We start from the raw sequence: 2,693 nt of genomic DNA, 5'->3' as shown, positions 1-2,693 counted from the left end.
TGTCACTGACCGGCACAATAGAGCCACCGATGATCGGCATATAGGAGCCAGTTTGAATAGGCTCTGACGAACGTCTTCGGGGGTTCAAGGTTGGTTGTTTTTCGGGGTGCTGGCAAGTGCTGTTTTGGCCTTGTTTGGACCCTGTCGAGGGGCCCGGTAGGAGGCCCCGTCAAGGGTCAGGCAATAGGCGTTGTGGCGCAGCCGATCGACGGTGGCCGAAGCGAGCAGCCGGTTGCCCGGGAAGGCCTGGTCCCACTCGGTGAAGTCGAGGTTGCTGGTGACGATGGTGGCGGCCTGCTCGTAGCGCTCGGCGATCAGATCGTGCAGATCCTCGTCGGCCGGTGCCCGCAAGGGTTTCAACCCAAAGTCGTCGATGATCAGCACCGGCACGCGGGCCAGTTGCTGGAGCTTTCGCTCGTAGTTGCCGATGGCGCGTGCCGCGTTGAGGCTCGCCACGAGCTGCGCGCAGGAGGCAAAGACCACGTCCTGCCCCTGGCGCACCGCGCAGTGCCCGAGGGCCTGGGCCAGGTGGCTCTTGCCGGTGCCGCAGGGGCCGACGATGAGCACCGGGGCCTTCTCCTGGATGTAGCGGCCGGTGGCCAGATCATGGACCAGCGCCCGATTGGTCGAGGGCAGTCGGTCGAACTCAAAGCCTTCGAGGGTCTTGGTAGCCCGGAAAGCCGCGCGGCGCAGCCGGGTTGAGAATTTCTTCTGTTCGCGTCGAGCCACCTCGTCCTGGATCAGCAAGGCGAGGAACTCGGTGTAGGCGAGCTTGGCATCGATGGCCTGGCGGTTGCGGGCCTCGAGAGAATCGAGGATGCCCGATAGGCGTAGCTGCTTCAGTTGTGGGGCCAGTTCGGTGGCGGGATTCATGGTGCAACTCCTTGGGGATGGAGAGACGCCAGGATGGCGTCTCGGGTCAGTGAATCGAAGGGGGTTCGTCGGCGAAGAGGCTTGCTGTGCCGCGGGCGAAGCGGGCCCGGCCCGCGTAGGGCTCGGGGCTGATCAAGCCGCTGGCGGGAAGCAGGTCGTGGCCGCCGACGAGGATGGTCTTGACGGTGCGGTAGTGCGGGCTGTCGTGGGCGAGCGCCCGCTCACAGGCGGCTTCGAGCCGCCCGGCGCCGTACTTCGTCTTGAGGTGAAGGACGCCCTGGGCCGCGCGCAGGCGCTCGCTGATCCGGTCCGACAGGAGGCGCTGGATGAGCCCGGCACAGGCCGGCCCGATACCGGCGGCCTGCTGCAGACACCAGGCGCGGTCATGGGCGAAGAAGGTGCGGGCCTCGGGCGGCAGATGGTCCGTGACAGTGCGCCGCTCGCCGGGCCGGCGCGCGCGAGCGTGGATGGCGACCGACTGGAAGTCCTGATAGACCGTCACCACGCTGTCGGTGGCACGCAGCCACAGGCGCTTGCCCACCAGCGCGCAGGGCACCGAGTAGAGGGCGCGCTCGAAACTCACGTGGCAGTCCCGATGCACCGCCACCTGGTGCCAGGTGCCCAGGTCAGGCGGCACCGCCGGCAGGGGCAACAGCAGCGCGCGCTCCACCGTGAAGCTCTCCAGCGGCTTGATGCGGGTCGTGCCGTGGATGCGCTGCCCGGCCACCTGCAGCACCCAGTCGCGCACCTGGGCATTGAGGTCGGCCATGTCCCGGAAGCTGCGGGTGGGCAGGAAGTTTCCCTTCACGTACTTCACGCCGGCCTCGACGATGCCTTTCTTCTGCGGGTCGCGCGGCGGGCAGGCGTCGATCCGAAAGCCGTAGCCTTCGGCGCACTCGGCGTAGGCCCGCTGCACCTCGGGGTCACGCGCGCAGGCCTTGGTGATGGCGCACTTGGCGTTGTCGATGATGAGCCGCGCCGGCACCGCGCCGAACCACTCGAAGGCGCGCTGATGGCAGCCGAGCCAGGTGCGCACACTCTGGTCCCACACGAACTCCACGTACTGGTGCCGGGAGAAGGCGAGCGTCATCACGAAGGCCCAGGTGCGGCGAAGCGCCCCGGTGGCCGGATCGACCAATTCGGGGCCGGCGCCGAAGTCCACCTGCGCCGCCTCCCCCGGATCGAAGGTGAGGCGCACCGTGGTGTCGGGCGGAAGCGCCTGGGCGAGCGCCGCAATCAGGCGCCGGACGCTGGAGTAGTGGCCCGTGAAACCATGCTCGCGGACGAGGGCTGAGTGGATGGCCACGCCGGAGACGCCCTGGCCGAGCCACTGGGTGACCAGCTGGCGATACGCGGCAAGCGTCGACTGGGCCGTCAGCGGCACACGCGGCGGGGCCAGTGCGGCTGCGATCTCAGCGTCTGCCGGCAGGGGCCGAGTGAGCTCAAGCCAGCCCTTCTCGCAGGCCAACTCCCGGAAACGGGCCGCCTTGGCCCGTCCCATCAAACCGGAGCGCGCAATCTCGCGCTCCGAGTCGCCCTGACGCAAACGCATCAGGGCCTGGCGGTACTCGTGCATCTCGATACTCCTGCGGGCCACCGGCTTTCTCCTGCCAAACCCGGCAGGGTAGCGATGGACCGCTCAAGGTCGAGACGTCCGTCAGAGTGAGACTGGCTCCATTACGCCGATCCGGCGCTGGCGCCTATGTGCCGATCCGTGGGTGGCTCCATTACGCCGATCACGGAGTGGCTCCAATGTGCCGGTCACAAGGTGGCTCCATTGTGCCGATCATCAACTGGCTCCAATGTGCCGGTCGGTGACA

At 67.7% G+C, this 2,693-nt stretch carries 2 protein-coding genes; both read right to left on the bottom strand.

Annotated elements, in window-relative coordinates; all coding sequences use genetic code 11:
- Window positions 1–84 precede the first annotated feature (84 nt).
- Entirely contained in the window at window positions 85–873 is a 789-nt protein-coding gene (gene istB / locus HHL15_RS26050) for an IS21-like element helper ATPase IstB (RefSeq protein WP_169148677.1), read from the bottom strand.
- A 46-nt stretch (window positions 874–919) separates the two neighbouring features.
- Window positions 920–2,449: an IS21 family transposase gene (gene istA, locus HHL15_RS26045; RefSeq protein ID WP_169148678.1), complete on the bottom strand. Its 1,530-nt coding sequence runs from the start codon at window positions 2,447–2,449 to the stop codon at window positions 920–922.
- Window positions 2,450–2,693: the final 244 nt, after the last annotated feature.

It is taken from the genome of Zoogloea dura (genome assembly GCF_012927165.1).
Taxonomy (GTDB): domain Bacteria; phylum Pseudomonadota; class Gammaproteobacteria; order Burkholderiales; family Rhodocyclaceae; genus Zoogloea; species Zoogloea dura.
Note: the sequence above shows the minus strand (reverse complement) of the source record. Positions and strands in the feature narration are given on the sequence as shown.

Coding starts and splice junctions, on each gene's coding strand:
- istB (WP_169148677.1), bottom strand. CDS start 873: ATGAATCCCGCCACCGAACTGGCCCCACAACTGAAGCAGCTACGCCTA.
- istA (WP_169148678.1), bottom strand. CDS start 2,449: ATGCACGAGTACCGCCAGGCCCTGATGCGTTTGCGTCAGGGCGACTCG.